At 66.7% G+C, this 19,053-nt stretch carries 17 protein-coding genes; 14 read left to right on the forward strand and 3 right to left on the reverse strand.

Annotation, left to right across the window (positions count from 1 at the left end; translation table 11 throughout):
* Window positions 1–38 precede the first annotated feature (38 nt).
* Complete coding sequence (locus V5F26_RS06585; protein ID WP_234053795.1) at window positions 39–887, reverse strand: electron transfer flavoprotein subunit beta/FixA family protein; 849 nt, start codon at window positions 885–887, stop codon at window positions 39–41.
* Window positions 888–1,602: 715 nt separating this feature from the next.
* Window positions 1,603–2,481 carry a nitrogenase iron protein gene (gene nifH, locus V5F26_RS06590; protein WP_394946922.1) on the reverse strand — a complete coding sequence of 293 codons (879 nt, stop codon included), beginning with the start codon at window positions 2,479–2,481 and terminating at the stop codon, window positions 1,603–1,605.
* 513 nt (window positions 2,482–2,994) lie between these two features.
* On the opposite strand from nifH, the gene V5F26_RS06595 reads away from it, so the two are divergent.
* From V5F26_RS06595 to modD, 5 genes are all read left to right on the forward strand, one after another.
* Window positions 2,995–3,429, forward strand: coding sequence for a response regulator (locus tag V5F26_RS06595; protein WP_394058966.1), 435 nt, complete (start codon window positions 2,995–2,997; stop codon window positions 3,427–3,429).
* A gap of 9 nt (window positions 3,430–3,438) precedes the next feature.
* Complete coding sequence (locus tag V5F26_RS06600; RefSeq protein ID WP_234054071.1) at window positions 3,439–3,879, forward strand: ArsC/Spx/MgsR family protein; 441 nt, start codon at window positions 3,439–3,441, stop codon at window positions 3,877–3,879.
* Window positions 3,876–5,495 carry a SagB/ThcOx family dehydrogenase gene (locus tag V5F26_RS06605; protein ID WP_394946963.1) on the forward strand — a complete coding sequence of 540 codons (1,620 nt, stop codon included), beginning with the start codon at window positions 3,876–3,878 and terminating at the stop codon, window positions 5,493–5,495. The genes V5F26_RS06600 and V5F26_RS06605 overlap by 4 nt, the downstream gene beginning before the upstream one ends.
* 10 nt (window positions 5,496–5,505) lie before the next feature.
* Window positions 5,506–6,306: an ankyrin repeat domain-containing protein gene (locus V5F26_RS06610; RefSeq protein WP_394946964.1), complete on the forward strand. Its 801-nt coding sequence runs from the start codon at window positions 5,506–5,508 to the stop codon at window positions 6,304–6,306.
* A gap of 232 nt (window positions 6,307–6,538) precedes the next feature.
* Window positions 6,539–7,378 carry a ModD protein gene (gene modD, locus V5F26_RS06615; protein WP_394946965.1) on the forward strand — a complete coding sequence of 280 codons (840 nt, stop codon included), beginning with the start codon at window positions 6,539–6,541 and terminating at the stop codon, window positions 7,376–7,378.
* A 75-nt stretch (window positions 7,379–7,453) separates the two neighbouring features.
* Here the strand turns inward: modD and V5F26_RS06620 are convergent, their stop codons facing one another.
* Window positions 7,454–7,660 carry a TOBE domain-containing protein gene (locus V5F26_RS06620; protein ID WP_234054074.1) on the reverse strand — a complete coding sequence of 69 codons (207 nt, stop codon included), beginning with the start codon at window positions 7,658–7,660 and terminating at the stop codon, window positions 7,454–7,456.
* Window positions 7,661–7,985: 325 nt separating this feature from the next.
* Here V5F26_RS06620 and V5F26_RS06625 point away from each other — a divergent pair, with 325 nt between their 5' ends.
* From V5F26_RS06625 to V5F26_RS06665, 9 genes are all read left to right on the forward strand, one after another.
* Window positions 7,986–8,294: a HesB/IscA family protein gene (locus V5F26_RS06625; protein WP_394946966.1), complete on the forward strand. Its 309-nt coding sequence runs from the start codon at window positions 7,986–7,988 to the stop codon at window positions 8,292–8,294.
* Between the two features lie 256 nt (window positions 8,295–8,550).
* Window positions 8,551–9,702, forward strand: a complete 1,152-nt coding sequence (gene nifV / locus V5F26_RS06630) for a homocitrate synthase (RefSeq protein ID WP_234054076.1) — start codon at window positions 8,551–8,553, stop codon at window positions 9,700–9,702.
* A gap of 2 nt (window positions 9,703–9,704) precedes the next feature.
* A complete protein-coding gene (cysE, locus tag V5F26_RS06635) occupies window positions 9,705–10,505 on the forward strand; it encodes a serine O-acetyltransferase (protein ID WP_394946967.1) in 801 nt (266 codons plus the stop codon).
* A 107-nt stretch (window positions 10,506–10,612) separates the two neighbouring features.
* Window positions 10,613–10,954: a nitrogenase stabilizing/protective protein NifW gene (gene nifW, locus V5F26_RS06640; protein WP_394058978.1), complete on the forward strand. Its 342-nt coding sequence runs from the start codon at window positions 10,613–10,615 to the stop codon at window positions 10,952–10,954.
* A gap of 332 nt (window positions 10,955–11,286) precedes the next feature.
* Entirely contained in the window at window positions 11,287–12,060 is a 774-nt protein-coding gene (locus tag V5F26_RS06645) for a DUF1003 domain-containing protein (protein ID WP_234054078.1), read from the forward strand.
* A 241-nt stretch (window positions 12,061–12,301) separates the two neighbouring features.
* Window positions 12,302–13,267 (forward strand): malate dehydrogenase, encoded by a 966-nt coding sequence (gene mdh, locus V5F26_RS06650; RefSeq protein WP_234054079.1) that lies wholly within the window; start codon window positions 12,302–12,304, stop codon window positions 13,265–13,267.
* A 262-nt stretch (window positions 13,268–13,529) separates the two neighbouring features.
* The gene (gene sucC / locus V5F26_RS06655; protein WP_234054080.1) at window positions 13,530–14,732 is read left to right on the forward strand and encodes an ADP-forming succinate--CoA ligase subunit beta; all 1,203 of its coding nucleotides are present in this window, start codon (window positions 13,530–13,532) and stop codon (window positions 14,730–14,732) included.
* A complete protein-coding gene (gene sucD / locus V5F26_RS06660) occupies window positions 14,732–15,616 on the forward strand; it encodes a succinate--CoA ligase subunit alpha (RefSeq protein WP_394058981.1) in 885 nt (294 codons plus the stop codon). Before sucC ends, sucD begins: the two co-directional genes overlap by 1 nt.
* A gap of 435 nt (window positions 15,617–16,051) precedes the next feature.
* On the forward strand, window positions 16,052–19,006 hold the full coding sequence (locus V5F26_RS06665) for a 2-oxoglutarate dehydrogenase E1 component (RefSeq protein ID WP_394946968.1): 2,955 nt from the start codon (window positions 16,052–16,054) through the stop codon (window positions 19,004–19,006).
* The last annotated feature ends 47 nt before the right edge of the window (window positions 19,007–19,053 follow it).

A 19,053-nucleotide genomic window follows, 5' to 3' on the forward strand; every position in this document is an offset into this window, starting at 1 on the left:
GCTTCTTTCTTTTTGATGCCTCGTGGTGTCCCGGAACCTCAGAACCCGCGTGCGAGCTCTGTCAGGTCGGCCTCGAGAGCGGGCTGACGGGTGAAGATCTCTTCGATCAAGGCGTCGGGCAGCGAAGCGCCCTCGGCGACCTCGATGAACTTGGCTTTCTCGGCGCGCGGGCTCGGCGCGAACACGCGCTTCACGATGGTGGGGGAGCCCTTGAGGCCGCACTTGGTGAGGTCCTCGACGCCGGCGTCCTTGGCGCTCCACTTGATGATCTCGGCGCGGGCGCCGCGCAGGGCGTCGGCCATGGTGCCGCGACGGATCTCGTTGGTGCCTTCCAGCATGGCGACGAGGCACGGCAGCTTGCTCTTCAGCACCTGCGTGCCACCTTCGGCGCGCCGCTCCAGGGTCACCGTGCCTTCGGCGCCGTCATACTCGGCGACCTTGGCGACGTAGGTGACCTGCATCAGGCCGAGCCGCTTGGCGATGCCGGGGCCGACCTGGGCGGTGTCGCCGTCGATGGTCTGCTTGCCGGTGAAGACCAGTTCGGGCTTGCCCCACGTCTCGCCGATCTTCTTGATGGCGGTGGCGAGGGCGAACGAGGTCGCCAGCGTGTCGGAGCCCGCGAAGAAGCGGTCCGTGAGCAGCACCGCCCGATCGGCGCCGAAGGTGAGCGCCTTGCGCAGCGAGTCTTCCGCGGAGGGCGGGCCCATGGTCAGCACGGTCACTTCGCCGCCGAACTTGTCGCGCAGGCGCATGGCTTCTTCGAGGGCGAAGAGATCGTACGGATTGATGATCGTCGGCACGCCTTGCCGCATGATCGTGTTGGTGACGGGATGGACGCGGATCTGCGCCGAATCCGGGACTTGTTTGATGCAGACGACGATGTGCATGAGATTGCTCCGAGCCCTTCCCTTGGCTCCGCACAGCAATCAGCAAGCACCGTGCCAATGTGGTGTCGCGTCGGATTCTGGAAATAAAACAATGAACTGATAGGCGCTTTGAAGGATCTTCCATTCCCCAGGGCCACGGGCGCGCACAGGGCATGTCGGGAACGCGACAGATTCGCAGAAGCCCTGTCGCATGGCCGCGGAAGAGCGCGGCAAGTCGTGGTTGGCGGCCCGGCACAGAAGATGAGGGGCAGGGGCGCCACCATGGCCGTGGATGTGCGCCGGCGGAAGGATCCGTGTCGCGAAGTCTTCACATGGAATGAGGTCGACACGCTCGGGCGCGTCCAATGCTTTGTCGTGTCGCGGCGGGCACTGACATTTCGATGCCGCGGCCCTGTCGAGGGGGACCGGGACCGCACCGTGCAATGGCGGGGTAGGGGCGATGTCGTGGAGACGACGCAGGGCGGGAAAAAGCCCATCGCCGCAGCTGCGCGTGTCGCGGCAGAGGGGGTGACCCGAAACGCCCTGATCAAAAAACGTCCCCCGCCTCGCGGCGGGGGACCAGGGATCAATCTGGGGTCGGATGAAAAGGCGAAATAAGTCTTGAAGAATTTTGGAACAGTCCGGCCAGCCGAGTAACGGGGAAAAGAATATCAGGGGCCGGTTGAAATAAGCGTCCCGGCCGGGTCGCGGAGCGTCCCGGCCGGCGTCATCACACTCAGGCGGTGAGCTCGGCAGCGGTCTTGCCGACCTGGCTCTCGTCGACGGCCTTCATGATGCCGTGCTCCATGAGCAGGTCCTCGAGCTCGTCCATGGTGATCGGGGTCGGGATGATGCCGTTGCCGGCATTGCCGTGCACGCGGGTCGCCAGGTTGCGGTAATGCTGGGCCTGGGCGCTTTCGGGCGCATACTCGATCACGGTCATGCGGCGCAGCTCGGCGTGCTGCACGATGTTGTCGCGCGGCACGAAGTAGATCAGCTGGGTGCCGAGCTTCTTCGCCAGGGACTCCGCCAGCTCCAGCTCCTTGTCGGTCTGGCGCTCGTTGCACACCAGGCCGCCCAGGCGCACGCCGCCGGAGTTCGCATACTTCAGAATGCCCTTGGAGATGTTGTTGGCCGCATACATGGCCATCATCTCACCGGACATGACGATGTAGATTTCCTGGGCCTTGTTCTCGCGGATGGGCATGGCGAAGCCGCCGCACACCACGTCGCCCAGCACGTCGTAGGACACGTAGTCGATGTCCTCATACGCGCCGTTCTCTTCCAGGAAGTTGATGGAGGTGATCACGCCGCGGCCGGCGCAGCCCACGCCCGGCTCCGGACCACCGGACTCCACGCAGCGGATGTCCTGGTAGCCGACCTTCATCACGTCCTCGAGCTCGAGGTCTTCCACCGAGCCGGCGTTCGCCGCCAGCGACAGGATGGTGTCCTGGGCCTTGGCGTGCAGGATCAGGCGGGTGGAGTCGGCCTTCGGGTCGCAGCCCACGATGAGGATCTTGTGGCCCATCTCCGCCAGAGCGGCCAGGGTGTTCTGGGAGGTCGTCGACTTGCCGATACCACCCTTGCCGTAAAACGCGATCTGTCGCAGCGACATCTTGCTCTCCTTCGAACCTATTTGCAGAAGACCAGCGCGCGCGTGGCGCGAGGCCGTTTCTCACGTCATCAGAAATTTCGTCGGAAACGCCCCGCGGGTTACGGGAAGGAGCGCATCGCTGGTCCTGGGTCCATCGCTGGTCCTGACCTAGGCGTGCACTCAGCCCTCACTCGCCGTTGCGGGATGGAGTGGAGCAACCAGCGTGCCAAGTGCGCTCGGGCCGCGAAAAGTCGCTGCGAAGGCCTGAAAAGTCTTGATGTACATCAAATCGTGTCGGCCGCCGGAGGCGTGTCGGGGCTGTGTCGAACCCGACAGCGACATGAGACTCTGTCGCAATCAAAACAACGTTGGCACCGTTGGGGCGCATTCTTCATTCGTCTTGCGCGGCGCGCGGCGAGGCTCCGTGGGCGGAATGAATATTGCTTGATGGGAAGGGCAGCTCTGCCCGCGCGCGGACGGGCGATCCTGCGGCTTTGAGGATCCTGCGGCTTTGAGGATGGAGCGAGGAGCGACATGCAGATCGGCGTTGAAACTTCCAAGGCTGTCGACCAGCGGCGCGTCTTCGTCGTGGACGAGGATGAGATCACCCGGGCGGCGCTGCAGTTCATGCTGCACGACGAGATCGAGACCCACGAGCTCGCCACCCCGGAAGAAGCCTATGAGAAGGGCACCGGCTGGCTGCAGCCTCACGTGGTCTTGCTGGGTGTCGGATACATCAAGAGTCGGGGCAACGACATCATCACCGAGATGAAGGAGAAGTTCCCCGACGTGCGCATCCTCATTGTCTGCGACAAGGCGGACGAGGCGGTGGCGGTGGGCGCCCTGAAGGCGGGCGCGGCGGGTGCCGTGGTGAAGCCGCTCACCCTCGAAGGCGTGCGCAAGAAGGTGGATACGGTGCTTGGCCGTGGCGGCGCGGTGCCGCTGGTCCAGCTCTCCATCATGAAATAGGGGCGGGGTGTGGCGAGCGTCGTCTTCTACGAAAAGCCCGGCTGCGGCACCAATGCACGGCAGAAGCTGATGCTGGCCAATGCCGGGCACACGCTGGAGGTCAAGAGCCTCCTGACCGAGCCCTGGACCCGCGAGCGGCTGAAATCCTTCTTCGGCGAGACGCCGGTGGCGAGCTGGTTCAATCCGGCCGCCCCCGCGGTGAAGTCGGGCGCCGTCGACCCCTCCGCCATGGAGGGGGAGGCGGCGCTGGCGCTGATGGTGGAGCAGCCCATTCTCATTCGTCGTCCGCTGGTGGAGGTGGACGGGCAGCGCTGCGCCGGCTTCGATCGCGAGCCCGTGTTGTCGCTGCTGGGTGAGGGCGTGACGCCGGTGGAAGGCTGTTCGCGCCCGGCCGACGGGCCCTCCTGTCCCGACCCGACGGCGGCGCGCGCCCCGTCCGTTCAGCCATGAACGTCGCGGCGGCCCCGGCCGCGACCCCGACGGAACTGGCCATCGCCTATCACGAGCGCACAAAGCACAGCCTGAAGCGCTACGCGGCCGGCCCCGAGACCCTGGATTGGGACGGTCAGCCCAATCCCTTCCGTACCTTCGAGGGCGCCGATGCCACGGCGCTGCCGCTGCTGGCGGACCAGCTCGAAACGCCGTTCGCGGACCTGTTCACGCCCAACCGGGTGGCGCCGGCGCCGCTGACCCTCGGCTCGGTTGCGACGCTGCTGGAACTGGCCATGGGCCTCACCGCCTGGAAGGAGCTCGGTCCGGACCGCTGGGCGGTGCGCGCCAATCCCTCCAGCGGCAATCTTCATCCCACCGAAACCTATGTCATCGCCCAGAACGTGCCGGCGCTGGAAAGCGGCCTGCACCATTATGTGAGCCGCGACCATCTCCTGGAGCTGCGCTGCGCCAGCGCCGAGAAGGAGACCGCGACCGTCGGGCGGCTGTGGATCGGCCTCAGCTCCATCGCGTGGCGTGAGGCGTGGAAGTATGGCGAGCGGGCCTTCCGCTATTGCCAGCTCGATACCGGCCATGCCCTGGGGGCCTTTCGCTATGCGGCGGCGGCCCTGGGCTGGCGGGTGCGCTGGGTCCCCACCCTCGACAGCGCGGCGCTGGCCGCGCTCATGGGGCTCGACCGCGAGGCGGATTTCGGCGGGGCCGAGCGGGAGGAGCCAGAGCTTCTCCTGGCCATCGACACCGAGCCGGACCTGGAACTCGACGCCGGGGCACTGCCGGCGCTCGATCCCGCGCGATGGGCGGGCAAGGCGAACGTGCTCGATCGCCATCCCATGTATCGCTGGCCGGTGATCGGCGAGGTGGAGCGCGCCACCCGCATCACCGGTGCGCCCACGCTTGAGTCGGCACCGGAGCTGGACCTGCCGCCGCGCGTTTCCAGCGCGACGGGGCGGGCGGCGGACATCATCCTCAACCGGCGCAGCGCGCAGCGGTTCGAGGCCCGGTTCCACATGCCGCGCGAGACCTTCTGGTCGATGCTGGATGCGCTGCTGCCGCGCCGGACGACACCGTTCGACGTGTGGGACATCGCGCCCGCGCTCCATCCCATCGTGTTCGTGCACAAGGTGGAGGGGCTCGACAGCGGCGTTTACGCCCTGCCGCGCCTGCCGGAGGTGGGCGAGAGGCTGCGCGCCGCCGTGCGCGACGATTTCGAATGGACCCGGCCGGAGGGCTGCCCGGACCATCTGCCTTTCTACCGCCTCGCCCGCACCGATGCGCGGGGCATCATCCGCACCCTGAGCTGTCATCAGGCCATCGCCGGCGACAGCTGCTTCTCCCTTGGCATGCTGGCGACCTTCGACGCGGCGCTGGGGCAGGGGGCGTGGCGCTATCGCCAATTGTTCTGGGAGGCGGGCCTGCTCGGCCAGGCGCTCTACCTGGAGGCGGAAGCGGCGGGCCTGCGCGGCACCGGCATCGGCTGCTACTTCGATGACGACTTGCACCAGCTGCTCGGCTTCGACGGGCGGCAGTTCCAGTCCATGTACCATTTCACGGTGGGGCGGCCCATGAGCGACGCCCGCATCGTCTCGTCCCCGGCCTATCCGGGCAGAAAGGCTTGAGGAGATTGAGATGGCCGAACGCGTTCCATTCCGCTGCATCGGCGTCAGGGAAGCCGATGCCCTGCTGAGGGACCCCCGCACCGTGACCCTCGATGTGCGCGACGCCGGCGCCTATGGCGCGGCCCATGTGGCGGGCGCGCGCAACATCACCTTTTCGGGCCTGTCCGAGCTCATCATGGGCACGCCCAAGGCGGTGCCGATCCTGATCTATTGCTATCACGGCCATGCCAGCCGCGAATTCGCGCAGACGCTGTCGGATTTCGGCTTCAAGGACGTCTACAGCCTGGATGGCGGCTATGAGGCCTGGCAGAGCTGGGAGCACGCCAACGCCCCCACCGGCACGCCGGACGCGACACTGTCCGGCTGGCTCACCGGGCTCGGCTTTCCGGCGGATGGCGTCAACGCCACCGTCGAGAATGGCATGACGCCGCTGATGAAGGCGGCGCGCGAGGGGCTGGGCGACATTGTCGGGCAGCTCGTCGCCCTCGGCGCGGTGCTGGATGCGCGCAATGCCGACGGCAATACCGCGCTGTGGCTCGCCTGCGTGGGCAACCATCTCGACATCATCACCGCGCTGGTGAAGGCGGGTATCGATATCGACAACCGCAACGACAATGGCGCCACGTCGCTGATGTACGCGGCGTCCGCCGGTAAGGCGGATGTGGTGGAACGCCTGCTGGAACTGGGCGCCGACCCGTTGCCGGAGACCCTCGATGGCTTCTCGGCCCTCGATCTCGCCTCCACCGAGGCCTGCCTGTGGCCGCTGCGCAAGGCCACCAAGGCGGCGAAGGCGGCGCTTGCTCCCGCCTGAACACTGCGCCTCCCGGCCGTGCCCCCGCAGCCGCCCGGGCGGCCACGAAGCGCGGGGGGGCCGGAAGCGCAAGCCGGCAGGGCGTGGCCCCGCGGCGCGCGCCCCTTTGTCCCGTCGACGCCTGGGGGCGAAGCTCCCATAGTCCGGCTGCTATATTCACCGGCATAGAGCGTCCCGCGGTCGCCGTCCGTTTGGCGGTCGCGGGACGCGGGCCGTTTTGCGGGAGCGCGGGATGATGAAGTGGTGGACCGAGGCCATGCTCGATGAGCTCCTGGGCGAGGACACGCCCCATGGCGATCTCACCACGGAGGCCATCGGCATCGCCGGAAAACGGGCGCGGCTTTTGATGTTCATGCGCGCGGAAGCCACGGTGTGCGGCATCGAGGTGGCGGAGGCGCTGTTCCGCAAGGTGGGGGTGGAGGTGGTGCGGCTCGTCTCCTCCGGCGCGCGCGTCGAGGCGGGCGCCGCCATTCTCTCCGCGGAAGGGGAGGCGGGGGGCGTGTTCGCCGCCTGGAAGGTGTCGCAGACGTTGGTGGAATATCTCTCCGGCATCGCCACCCTGACGGCGGACCTCATCGCCGCAGCGCGTGCGGTGGCGCCCGACGTGGCGGTGGTGACCACCCGCAAGACCCTGCCGGGCGCCAAGTCCCAGATGATCGCGGCGATCCGCGCGGGCGGCGCCTTCCCCCACCGGCTCGGCCTGTCGGAAACCCTCCTGGTGTTTCCCGAACATCGGGTGTTCCTGGATGATCCGGTGGCGCGCATCGCGGACCTGCGGCGCGCGATGCCGGAAAAGAAGGTGGTGGTGGAGGTGAAGACCCTGGAGGAGGTTGCCGCCATCCTGCCCGCGGGGCCGGACGTGCTCCAGTGCGAGAAGATGGCGCCCGAGGGTATCCGCGCGGTGGCGGATTTCGTTCAGGCCCAGGCCTCCGCCGCCATCGTGGCCGCGGCGGGCGGGGTGAACCTGCAGAATGCGGCGGCCTACGCAGCCGCCGGTGCGCGCATCCTCGTGACGTCGGCGCCCTATTGGGCGAGGCCGGCCGACGTGAAAGTGGTCATCGATCCCGCCTAGCTCTTGCGCGCCAGCGCGGGGCTGCTTGGGACCGGCGGGGTTGCCGCCGGTCCCTTATTCGGCTGCGTGCCGCGCTTACTTGCCCACCAGGATGCTGGACGACTTGATGAGCGCGGTGACCTCGTCGCCCACCTTCAGGCCCATTTCCTTCACCGACTGCTCGGTGATGTGGGCGAACAGGATGTTGCCGCCGCCAATGTCGATGCTCACGGTGCCGGAGATCGGCCCCTCATGCACCTCGACGATTTTCCCCTTCAGTTGATTGCGCGCGCTGATCTGCATGGATCTTTCTCCCCTGGACCGGCGGAGCTGCCGGGCGGGAAATATTATATCCTCACGGATACAGCATAGAACCTCCGTCGACGGCCTGTGGCTTCCGGAAAAATCCGGAGACCGGACAGAACCACTGTCGTGAACCCGCCGAAGCCCGTCCGCTGAAACTGCGCTGTCATCTTTGCGACAGGTGTGCGGCGTATTTTTCTGTTTAATATCAAGCTTCTAATAAATTGGTCCGCTGATTGCATGGGTGACTGCGAGGGGCCGTTCACCGGTTCGGTGGCTGGCTTCCAAGGCGCCATTTTGGGCGCTCAGGCAGGTGGATCGCGGCATGATCTCTCTTTCGACCAGCGCGGTTGAGGCGGTGAAGGTGGCCCTGTCGCTGGCCGCTCGCTCTGCCGAGGGCCTGCGCCTGGTGGCCGGTGAGGGGGCGCCGCACACTTTGCAGCTCATGATGCACCTGGACGTGGCGCGGAAAAACGACGTGGTGATCGAGCAAGGTGGCGTGAAGCTCTTTCTCGATGACCGCTCACGCGCCTTCGCCGATGGCCTGCATATCGATTTCGTCACCGCCCGCGGGGTGGAGGGCGGCGGATTCGTGGTGGAGCCGCACGCAGCCCGCCACGGTCGGCTCGGATGAGGCGCGCCATGCCGTCTCTCTCCTCACTCTTCATGGCTCCGGCGCGGCGCGGCATCACCGCTCGCGCGGGCGGCCTGTTGTTCCGTCTGACGCTGTCCGTACCGACGCATCGTCGCCGGTGCTTTTCAACGCCACTCGCCTGGTAGATTGGAAGGGACCCATGCTCGCGAAGTCACCATCGGCTGCCTCTGGTCGCTCGGGTCGTACAGCTCCGGAAGGGTTGGGGGGCGCCTCACGTGGGAAGCCGGCGCGCACCGTGTTCCTGAACGACACGACCCTGCGTGATGGCGAGCAGGCCCCGGGCGTCGCCTTCACCCGCCGCGAGAAAATCGAGATCGCCGAGGCCCTGGCCGCTGCCGGCGTGCCCGAGATCGAGGCCGGCACCCCCGCCATGGGGGATGAGGAGATCGAGACCCTGCGCTCCATCGCCTCCCTCAAGCTGCCCATGCGGGTGGTGGCTTGGTGCCGGATGAGCGAGCAGGACCTGTTCGCGGCGGTGGCGGCGGGCGTGACCGCGGTGAATCTGTCCATCCCGACGTCCGATCGCCAGCTGCAGGGCAAGCTGGGGCGTGACCGCGCCTGGGCGCTGGACGCGCTGCGCCATGTGGTGGGCCTCGCCCGCAAGATCGGCTTCACGGTGGCCGTGGGCTGCGAGGATGCCTCGCGGGCGGATCCTGACTTCCTGTGCCAGGTGGCGGAGGCGGCGCGCGATGTGGGCGCCTTCCGCCTCAGGTTGGCGGACACGCTGGGCGTGCTCGACCCGTTTTCGGCTTATGCCCTGGTGCGGCGGGTGGCCAATGCCACCGATCTCGAGATCGAGTTTCACGCCCATGACGACCTGGGCCTGGCCACCGCCAATTCCCTGGCGGCGGTGACGGGCGGTGCGCGCCACCTGTCGGTCACGGTGACCGGCCTCGGCGAGCGGGCCGGCAATGCGCCGCTGGAGGAAGTGGCCATCGCCCTGCGGCAGACGGCGCGGGAAGAGACGGGCATCGACCCGCGCGCCCTGCGCCCCCTGGCGCAACGGGTGATGGAGGCCGCCGGCCGTCCCATGCCGCGCACCAAGGCCATCGTCGGCGAGGATGTCTTCACCCACGAATCCGGAATTCACGTCTCCGGCCTGCTGAAGGACCGCGCCACCTATGAGGCGCTCAATCCCGATCTGCTCGGCCGCAAGCACACCTTGGTGCTGGGCAAGCATTCCGGTCTTTCCGCCATCTCCCATGCTCTGTCCGAGCAGGGCCTCTCCGTGGACGAGGCGCGGGGCCGCTCCATTCTGGAGCGTGTGCGCGAATACGCGACCCGCACCAAGGAGAACGTCTCCCCCGAAGTGCTGCGGCGCTTCTACGAGGAGAGCTACACCGAAGAGGCGCTGCGCCGCCGCCACCTGGCCGTGATGGGAGCCTGACCATGATCATGGGACGCCTGAAGGAACCCGCCACGCCCACGCAAGCTACGCCCACGCCGGGCAAGTCCACGCATGCTACCGGCGCAGAAGCGGCCGGCGCGCCGCCCGAATCGCTATGGGCGCTCATTCGCGAGGATATCGACTGCGTGAAGTCGCGCGATCCGGCCGCGCGCAACACGCTGGAGATCGTGCTGACCTACCCCGGCATCCACGCCATCATCTGGTACCGGCTGGCCAACCGGCTGTGGCTGCGGGGCGTGAAGTTTCCGGCCCGCTTCCTGTCATGGCTCGGCCGCTTCCTCACCAATGTGGACATCCATCCCGGCGCCACCATCGGCCATCGCTTCTTTATTGATCATGGCGCGGGCGTGGTGGTCGGCGAGACGGCGGAGGTGGGCAACGACGTGACCCTCTATCACGGCGTGACCCTGGGCGGCACCTCCTGGACCGCCGGCAAGCGCCATCCCACCTTGCGGGACGGGGTGCTGGTGGGGGCGGGCGCGAAGATCCTTGGGCCCATCACCGTGGGCGCGGGCTGCCGCGTGGGCGCCAATTCGGTGGTCATCGACGATGTGGCGGCAGGCATGACCGTGGTCGGCATTCCCGGCCGCGTGGTGAAGGCCACCGCCGATCGTCGCAAGCTGGGCGATGGCCGCATCGACCTGGAGCATCATTTGATGCCCGACCCGGTGGGCGAGGCCATCGTCTCCCTGCTGGATCGCATCGAGTTCCTGGAAGCGCGGGTCTCCCACCTTCAGTACGAGCTGCAGCGCAGCCGGACCGCCGCCGATGAGGCGGCCTGAGACGAAGACGATTTTCCCGCTCCGGAGCCGGAGCGGCTGGGGTGCGCCGAAGGGTTCCCACACGGGCCCGCTTCCCCGCGAGGGGCAACAGAAGAATGGAGCTTGGAATGTCGGTTCTCGATACGCTGAAGTCGCTGTCCAGCGCCGAAGAGTTCTTCACCACCCTCAAGGTGGATTATCAGCCTGAGGTGCTGCAGGTGCTGCGGCTGCACATCCTGCGCCGCATGGGTCAATATCTCGTCTCGGCCGATTTTGAAGGCAAGAGCGACGAGGAGATCTTCGCGGCCGCGCAGACCATGCTCGCCCAGGCCTATGAGGACTTCATCAAGTCGAACCCCATGGCGGAGCGCGTGTTCAAGGTGCTGAAGGAGCACGACCCGAACCGCGCCGTCGAGCCTGGTCCCAAACCCGCGTTCGTGCCCCTGACTTCGCTGACCACCGGCAGCTGAGCGAGGGCCGACGCCACTGCCGCGCCTTTGGCGCGGCTGGTCACCCTCCCTCCGCATGCGTGGTGTTTGAACAGGCATTGCGAAGTACCCCTTGTTTTTGATCGCGCGGATTGGTCGGCGCAGGCGGGGGGAGGGTGACAACTTCCATCACGGCTAACAGCCGCGGCGTTCCGGAAGGAGCGGCCGCGGCTTTGCCGTTTCTGCGCCCCGAGGGGTTCGGCAGGGAATGGGCGATCCCGTTGCGAAACCCTCTTGATCCTGGCCCGGGGTGGCGCTCACATCCGGCCGCGACGCGGCAGCCGCCGCCGCTCGGACGGATTCAGGAGCAGGGCATGGGCCACCGATCGGAGAATTCGCGGAACCACGGTAGCCACCGGCTGCTGGAAGCCGGCGCCAGCGGCGGCCACCAGCCCGAGGCCAAGGTGACCTGCGATGTGTGCGCCCGCAGCTTCCGGCGGCAGGACGTGGTGCCGGTGCAGGAGCTGCGCCCGGCCTTGGCCGCCTTCGCGCAGGAGAGCCATCCGGAGCTGAGCGAGGACGGCCATATCTGCAAGCAGGATCTGGCGCGGCTGCGCGCATCCTTCGTCGCCCGCCTGCTGGAGCGCGAACGCGGCGAGCTGGGTCAGCTCGAGATGGAGGTGGTGGAAAGCCTCGCCGCCAACGAGACCCTGGCGGAGGACGTGGAAAAGAGCTTCGAGCGGGAGCGTACGTTCGGCGATCGCATGGCCGACGCGCTGGCCACATTTGGCGGCAGCTGGGGCTTCATTGGATTCTTTGCCGGCTTTCTCGGCGCCTGGATCGTCTTCAACCTGGTCGTCATCGGGCGCGCGCAGTTCGATCCGTACCCCTTCATCCTACTCAATCTGGTGCTGTCGTGCCTGGCCGCCATCCAGGCTCCGGTCATCATGATGAGCCAGAAGCGGGTGGAGGTGCGCGACCGGATGCGGGCGGAGAACGACTTCAAGGTTAATCTGAAGGCGGAGCTGGAGATTCGCCACCTGCATGAAAAGCTCGACCACCTGCTGGGCCAGCAGTGGGACCGCCTGGCGCAGATTCAGGAAATTCAGCTGGATTTGCTGGAGGCCATGAGCGAGCGTCGCAAATAGGGAGCGAGCGTCGCAAATAGGCTGCTCGGCCTGCGGTTGCACCGCGTGGGGGAGGGCGATTTTGCTGCCTGTGTTACCGCCGGCGGCCATTGGGGCGTGTTGCGGCGCACAAGAAGCGGTCAATGGCGGTCATCTCCCACTATTTGTGCAAGCCCGCCGGCTTGAACGCCTTGCAAGATGGGAGTAGTCAAGCGCCGCTCGGCTCCTGCTCGATAGGCAGGCTCATTTCCGGGGAACAGGCATGGCCCGCAACAAGATCGCCCTCATCGGGGCCGGCCAGATCGGCGGAACGCTCGCCCTTCTGGCCGGGCTGAAGGATTTGGGCGACGTCGTCCTGTTCGACGTGGTCGAAGGGGTGCCCCAGGGCAAGGCCCTTGATCTGGCGCAGCTCGCGCCGGTTGCAGGCTTCGATTCCGTTTTCGCCGGCACCAATACCTATGACGCCATCGCTGGCGCCGACGTGGTGATCGTCACCGCCGGCGTGCCCCGCAAGCCGGGCATGAGCCGCGATGACCTGCTGTCTATCAACCTCAAGGTGATGGAGCAGGTGGGCGCGGGTATACGTAAGTACGCGCCGGAAGCCTTTGTTATTTGCATCACCAATCCGCTGGACGCGATGGTGTGGGCCTTGCAGCGCACGAGCGGCCTGCCTGCGACGAAAGTCGTGGGCATGGCGGGGGTGCTGGATTCCGCCCGCTTCAGATACTTCCTGGCCGATGAATTTGGTGTGTCGGTGGAGGATGTCACCGCCTTCGTGCTGGGTGGCCACGGCGACACCATGGTGCCGCTGGTGCGCTATTCCACGGTGGGCGGCATTCCGGTGCCGGACCTTATCCGCATGGGCTGGACCAGCGAGGCGCGCATCGCCGCCATCGTGGAGCGCACCCGCAATGGCGGGGCGGAAATCGTCAACCTGCTGAAGACCGGCTCGGCCTTCTATGCGCCCGCGGCGTCCGCCATCGCCATGGCCGAGAGCTATCTGAAGGACAAGAAGCGCCTTCTGCCGGCGGCCGTGCGCCTCGATGGCGCCTATGGCCTGAAGGATATCTATGTGGGCGTGCCGGTGGTCATCGGCGCGCGGGGCGTGGAGCGTATCGTGGAGGTCGAGCTCGACCACCAGGAGCGCGCCATGTTCGAAAAATCGGTCGCATCGGTCGAGGGACTGATGGAGGCCTGTCTGAAGGTCGCACCCGATCTTGGGAAGTGATCTCGGTCAAAGGCGGCTCTCCCACGGGAGCGCCGTCATCGTGCCGGCCTCAAGCCGGTGAGGTGAAGGAGACGAATGTTCCCCTCCTCGGGGCGCGGTTTTCCATCCGGGTCGTGTGACGCGGGCGGAAGTCGGGTCCCAGCACTGCACCAGCACTGCAATGGAGGCGGCTTTCGTTCGTTCGTGCCGAGGGCTCGGTGGGAGCGGTCGGGGCCGGTTCAGGGGGGAAGGGGCACTTCGCAACCCTTTAGGGGACGAAGAGATGAATATTCACGAGTACCAAGCCAAGGCGCTGCTGAAGACGTTCGGCGCGCCCGTGTCGCGCGGTGTGCCCGTGCTCAAGGTGGAAGACGCCGAGGCTGCAGCCAAGGAACTCGGCGGTCCGCTGTGGGTCGTGAAGTCCCAGATCCACGCCGGTGGCCGTGGCAAGGGCAAGTTCAAGGAAGCCGCTGCCGGCGAAAAGGGCGGCGTGCGCCTTGCGAAGTCGATCGAGGAAGTGAAGCAGTTTGCCGGCGAAATGCTGGGCAACACGCTCGTCACCGTGCAGACCGGCCCGGCCGGCAAGCAGGTGAACCGCCTCTATATCGAGGACGGCTCCGACATCGAGAAGGAATTCTACCTGTCGCTCCTGGTGGACCGCGCGACCTCCCGCGTCGCCTTCGTGGTTTCCACCGAAGGCGGCATGGACATCGAGGACGTGGCCCACAACTCCCCTGAGAAGATCGTGACCTTCTCGGTGGACCCGGCCACTGGCGTGCAGGCCTTCCATGGCCGCAAGGTGGCCGAGGCCCTGGGCCTTTCCGGCGACCTTTCCAAGCAGGCCGGCAAGCTGGTGAACGCGCTCTACACCGCGTTCGTCGAGAGCGACATGGCCATGCTCGAGATCAACCCGCTGATCGTCACCAAGGACGGCCAGCTGCGCGTGCTCGACGCCAAGGTGTCGTTCGATTCCAACGCTCTGTTCCGTCATCCCGAGCTCGCCGAGCTGCGCGACCTGACGGAAGAGGACGAGAAGGAAATCGAGGCGTCCAAGTACGACCTCGCTTACATCGCCCTCGACGGCACCATCGGCTGCATGGTGAATGGCGCGGGTCTGGCTATGGCCACCCTCGACATCATCCAGCTCTATGGCGAGAGCCCGGCCAACTTCCTCGACGTGGGCGGCGGCGCCAACGAGGAGAAGGTGACGGCGGCCTTCAAGATCATCACCGCGGATCCCAACGTGAAGGGCATCCTGGTGAACATCTTCGGCGGCATCATGAAGTGCGACGTCATCGCCAACGGCGTGCTGGCGGCGGTGAAGGCGGTGGGCCTCAAGGTGCCGCTGGTGGTGCGCCTCGAAGGCACCAATGTGGAAGAGGGCAAGAAGATCATCCGCGAGAGCGGCCTCAATGTGATCCCTGCCGACGACCTGGATGACGCCGCGCAGAAGATCGTGGCCGCTGTGAAGAAGGATGCCGCGTGATGTCCGTGCTGATCGACGCCAACACCAAGGTCATCACCCAGGGCTTCACCGGCAAGAACGGCACGTTCCACGCTGAGCAGGCCATCATGTACGGGACCAAGATGGTCGGCGGCACCAGCCCCGGCAAGGGCGGTTCCACCCATCTCGGCCTGCCTGTGTTCGACACCGTGATCGAGGCCAAGGAGAAGACCGGCGCCGACGCCTCGGTCATCTACGTGCCGCCGCCCGGCGCCGCTGACGCGATCCTGGAGGCCATCGACGCCGAGATCCCCCTCATCGTCTGCATCACCGAGGGTATCCCGGTGCTGGACATGGTGAAGGTGAAGCGCGCCCTTTCGGGTTCCAAGAGCCGCCTCATCGGCCCCAATTGCCCGGGCATCGTCACCGCCGGCCAGTCGAAGATCGGCATCATGCCGGCCAACATCTTCAAGCCCGGCTCGGTGGGCGTGGTCTCGCGCTCCGGCACGCTGACCTATGAAGCCGTGTTCCAGACCACCCAGGAAGGCCTCGGCCAGACCTCGGCGGTGGGCATCGGCGGCGACCCGGTGAAGGGCACCGAGTTCATCGACGTGCTGGAGATGTTCCTGGCGGATCCCAAGACTGAGTCGATCATCATGATCGGCGAGATCGGCGGTTCGGCCGAGGAAGAGGCCGCACAGTTCATCGCCGACGAGGCGAAGAAGGGCCGCAAGAAGCCGATGGTGGGCTTCATCGCCGGCCGCACGGCTCCTCCCGGCCGTCGCATGGGCCATGCCGGCGCCATCATCTCCGGTGGCAAGGGCGGCGCCGAGGACAAGATCGCGGCCATGGAAGCGGCGGGCATCAAGGTGTCCCCCTCTCCGGCCCGCCTCGGCAAGACCCTGGTGGACGTGCTGAAGGGCTGATGCCCGCTGGCCCCTCGGGGCTCCGATTGTCCCGGCGGCGGTTCATCCGCCTCCGGGGAACCCGGACGGCATGGCCGTCGGGGCGCCCAGGTTCGCGGGAGGTCAACGCCAGGGGGCGGCCGCGGGCAGGGCGCGATGAAGAAGAAGGGGAAGGGGGAAGCGCCGGCTCTGAATTTCGCCGTGTTTTCCGGCGAGGGGCGGAGCGGCTATGCGGCTGACGCGCGTCAGGCCGGCTTTTGCCGTGGGCCTGACGGGACTATGTAGGGCTGAAGAGCACCCCCATTCGTGGCTGCCACGAGCCGGGCGGGGGTGGAAAAGGCGGTCCGGTTTCGGCCGGAGCGTCATGTTTGTGGCAGATTTTTCGGTTTCGGGCTTGGTTTTCCGTGCGAAACGCGCACAAGGAGGACCGGCCCGAGGCCATCCGGGAAGACACCCATGTCGCGCGCGGAACAGAACGATATTTTCCTCAACACCTCCTTCCTCGACGGTGCCAATGCCGCCTGGATCGAGGATCTCTACGCCCGCTACGAGCAGAACCCCAATTCGGTCGACGCCGAGTGGCAGAACTTCTTCGCCGGCCTGAAGGACGATCCCGCCCAGGTGCTGGCGAACGCCCGCGGCGCCTCCTGGAAGCGCGCCAACTGGCCGGTGCACGCCAATGGCGAGCTGGTTTCCGCCATGGACGGCCAGTGGGTCGAGGTGGAGAAGAAGGCCGCCGACAAGGTGAAGGCCAAGGCCCAGGCGGCCGGCGTCGAATTGTCCGCCCAGGACGTGCAGCAGGCCACCCGCGACGCGGTGAAGGCCCTCATGATGATCCGCGCCTACCGCATGCGCGGCCACCTGCACGCCAATCTCGATCCGCTGGGCCTGACCCCGCCCAAGGACGCGCCGGAGCTCGATCCGGCCTCCTACGGCTTCTATGAGGCCGACCTCGACCGCAAGATCTTCATCGACCACGTGCTGGGCCTTGAGTTCGCGACCGTGCGCGAGATGCTGGCCATCCTGCGCCGTACCTATTGCGCGGACGTCGGCGTGGAATTCATGCACATCTCCTCCCCCGAGGAGAAGGCCTGGATCCAGGAGCGCATCGAGGGGCCCGACAAGGAGGTCACCTTCACCCGCGAGGGCAAGCGCGCCATCCTCAACAAGCTGGTGGAGGCCGAGGGCTTCGAGAAGTTCCTCGACGTGAAGTACACCGGCACCAAGCGCTTCGGCCTGGACGGCGGCGAGAGCCTGATCCCCGCCCTTGAGCAGATCATCAAGCGCGGCGGCAATCTGGGCCTCAAGGAGATCGTGTTCGGCATGGCCCATCGCGGCCGCCTGAACACCCTGACCCAGGTGATGGGCAAGCCCCACCGCGCGCTGTTCCACGAGTTCAAGGGCGGCTCCTGGGCCCCCGACGACGTGGAAGGCTCGGGCGACGTGAAGTACCACCTGGGTGCCTCCTCGGACCGCGAGTTCGACGGCAACAAGGTGCATCTGTCGCTGACCGCCAATCCCTCGCATCTGGAGATCGTCGATCCCGTGGTGCTCGGCAAGGCGCGCGCCAAGCAGGACCAGTTCGGCGACAGCGAGCGCACCATGGTGCTGCCGCTGCTGATCCACGGCGACGCGGCCTTCGCCGGCCAGGGCGTGGTGGCCGAGTGCCTGGGCCTGTCGGGCCTGAAGGGGCACCGCACCGGCGGCTCGCTGCACTTCATCATCAACAACCAGATCGGCTTCACCACCAATCCGCGCTACTCGCGCTCCTCGCCCTATCCGTCGGATGTGGCGAAGATGATCGAGGCGCCGATCCTGCACTGCAACGGCGACGATCCCGAGTCGGTGGTGTTCTGCGCCAAGGTGGCCATCGAGTTCCGCCAGCGCTTCCACAAGCCGGTGGTCATCGACATGTTCTGCTACCGCCGGTTCGGCCACAACGAGGGCGATGAGCCCGCGTTCACCCAGCCGAAGATGTACAAGGTCATCCGCCAGCACCCCACCGTGCTCGAGATCTACACCAAGAAGCTCGAGGCCGAGGGCGTGGTCACCGCCGGCGAGGTGGACACCATGCGCGCGGCGTGGCGCGAGCGCCTCGAAGCCGAGTATGAGGCCGGCCAGGCCTACAAGCCCAACAAGGCGGACTGGCTGGACGGCCGCTGGGCCGGCCTGAAGGCGGCCCAGGACAATGACGATCCGCGCCGCGGCGTCACCGGCGTCGCCGCGGACGAGCTCAAGCGGATCGGCGCGAAGATCACCGAGGTGCCCGAAGGCTTCAAGGTTCACCGCACCATCCAGCGCTTCCTCGACAATCGCCGCAAGGCGATCGAGGGCGGCGAGGGGATCGACTGGGCGACCGGCGAGGCGCTGGCCTTCTGCACCCTGCTGGAGGAAGGCCACCCGGTGCGCCTGTCCGGCCAGGACGTGGAGCGCGGCACCTTCTCCCAGCGCCATTCGGTGCTGCTCGACCAGGAGACCGAGGCCCGCTACAAGCCCTACAACCACCTGACCGACACCCAGTCCAAGTACGAGGTCATCAACTCGATGCTCTCGGAAGAGGCGGTGCTGGGCTTCGAGTATGGCTACTCGCTCTCCGAGCCCAATGCCCTGGTGCTGTGGGAGGCTCAGTTCGGCGACTTCGCCAACGGCGCCCAGGTGGTGTTCGATCAGTTCATCTCGGCGGGTGAGCGCAAGTGGCTGCGCATGAGCGGCCTCGTGTGCCTGCTGCCGCACGGCTATGAGGGCCAGGGGCCGGAGCACTCCTCCGCCCGCCTGGAGCGCTACCTCCAGCTGTGCGCCGAGGACAACATGCAGGTGGCGAACTGCACCACCCCGGCCAACTACTTCCACATCCTGCGCCGGCAGCTGAACCGTGAGTTCCGCAAGCCGCTCATCCTGATGACGCCCAAGTCCTTGCTGCGTCATAAGAAGGCGGTGTCTCGCCTGGAGGATCTGGCCGCCGGCAGCACCTTCCACCGGGTGCTGTGGGACGATGCCCAGTCGCATCCCGACGTGGCCGGCGTGACGCTGGTTCCGGACGAGAAGATCCGGCGCGTCGTGCTCTCCGCGGGCAAGGTCTATTATGACCTGCTGGAGGAGCGCGAGAAGCGGGGCGTCAATGACGTGTACCTGCTGCGCGTGGAGCAGCTCTATCCGTTCCCGCTGAAGACGCTGGTTCAGGAACTGTCCCGCTTCAAGAACGCCGAAGTGGTGTGGTGCCAGGAAGAGCCGAAGAACCAGGGCTCCTGGTTCTTCGTCCAGCCCTATCTGGAATGGGTGCTGGAGCAGGTGGGCGGCGTGTCCAAGCGGCCGCGTTATGCGGGGCGAGCGGCGTCGGCGGCCACCGCCACCGGCCTCATGTCCAAGCACATGGCCCAGCTCAAGGCCTTCCTCGAAGAAGCCCTGGGCTGAGGCGGACCCGTGCGGCAGACCCTGCTCCACCTTCCTCAACCGCGCAC

Origin of the sequence: Xanthobacter variabilis (assembly GCF_043831965.2) — a bacterium.
Lineage (GTDB): Bacteria > Pseudomonadota > Alphaproteobacteria > Rhizobiales > Xanthobacteraceae > Xanthobacter.

Coding starts and splice junctions, on each gene's coding strand:
- V5F26_RS06585 (WP_234053795.1), bottom strand. CDS start 887: ATGCACATCGTCGTCTGCATCAAACAAGTCCCGGATTCGGCGCAGATC.
- nifH (WP_394946922.1), bottom strand. CDS start 2,481: ATGTCGCTGCGACAGATCGCGTTTTACGGCAAGGGTGGTATCGGCAAG.
- V5F26_RS06595 (WP_394058966.1), top strand. CDS start 2,995: ATGCAGATCGGCGTTGAAACTTCCAAGGCTGTCGACCAGCGGCGCGTC.
- V5F26_RS06605 (WP_394946963.1), top strand. CDS start 3,876: ATGAACGTCGCGGCGGCCCCGGCCGCGACCCCGACGGAACTGGCCATC.
- V5F26_RS06610 (WP_394946964.1), top strand. CDS start 5,506: ATGGCCGAACGCGTTCCATTCCGCTGCATCGGCGTCAGGGAAGCCGAT.
- modD (WP_394946965.1), top strand. CDS start 6,539: ATGATGAAGTGGTGGACCGAGGCCATGCTCGATGAGCTCCTGGGCGAG.
- V5F26_RS06620 (WP_234054074.1), bottom strand. CDS start 7,660: ATGCAGATCAGCGCGCGCAATCAACTGAAGGGGAAAATCGTCGAGGTG.
- V5F26_RS06625 (WP_394946966.1), top strand. CDS start 7,986: ATGATCTCTCTTTCGACCAGCGCGGTTGAGGCGGTGAAGGTGGCCCTG.
- cysE (WP_394946967.1), top strand. CDS start 9,705: ATGATCATGGGACGCCTGAAGGAACCCGCCACGCCCACGCAAGCTACG.
- nifW (WP_394058978.1), top strand. CDS start 10,613: ATGTCGGTTCTCGATACGCTGAAGTCGCTGTCCAGCGCCGAAGAGTTC.
- V5F26_RS06645 (WP_234054078.1), top strand. CDS start 11,287: ATGGGCCACCGATCGGAGAATTCGCGGAACCACGGTAGCCACCGGCTG.
- mdh (WP_234054079.1), top strand. CDS start 12,302: ATGGCCCGCAACAAGATCGCCCTCATCGGGGCCGGCCAGATCGGCGGA.
- sucC (WP_234054080.1), top strand. CDS start 13,530: ATGAATATTCACGAGTACCAAGCCAAGGCGCTGCTGAAGACGTTCGGC.
- sucD (WP_394058981.1), top strand. CDS start 14,732: ATGTCCGTGCTGATCGACGCCAACACCAAGGTCATCACCCAGGGCTTC.
- V5F26_RS06665 (WP_394946968.1), top strand. CDS start 16,052: ATGTCGCGCGCGGAACAGAACGATATTTTCCTCAACACCTCCTTCCTC.